The 424-nt window shown below is 67.9% G+C and carries 1 protein-coding gene; it reads left to right on the plus strand.

Annotation, left to right across the window (positions count from 1 at the left end; translation table 11 throughout):
- Nucleotides 1–424: hypothetical protein (locus tag J1M41_RS11390; protein ID WP_206451776.1), on the plus strand; the 424-nt coding region annotated here is incomplete at both ends.

A 424-nucleotide genomic window follows, 5' to 3' on the forward strand; every position in this document is an offset into this window, starting at 1 on the left:
GGAGACCTACAAGGACCGGGCCGACGAGGCCAAGAGCGCGCTCAGCAGCGCGGCCGGCGCCCTGGACAAGGCGCTGACCTCGGCCGGGTCGCTGATGGTCCAGCCGGTCAGCGACTGCGACCTGTTCTGGGAAGCCTTCGAGTGGCTGACCATCGTCCTGTCGGTCATCGCCATCTTCACCGGCGGCGTCCTCGCGATCCTCGCCTGGGGCATGAACGCCGTCCTGCTCATCAAGACCATCGTCGACTTCACCCAGGGCAAGGCCAGCGGCCTCCAGCTCGGGCTCGCGTTCCTCGGCGTGCTCTTCCCCACCACCAAGGCCCTGCCGGTCGCCTCCATCGTCAAGGGCCTGGGCAGCGTCCTGAAGAACGGCCTCAAGGGCATCGCCGACATCGGCAAGGGCATCAGTGGGCAGATCGGCCAC

It is taken from the genome of Micrococcus sp. KRD096 (assembly GCF_017168495.1).
GTDB lineage: Bacteria > Actinomycetota > Actinomycetes > Actinomycetales > Micrococcaceae > Micrococcus > Micrococcus luteus.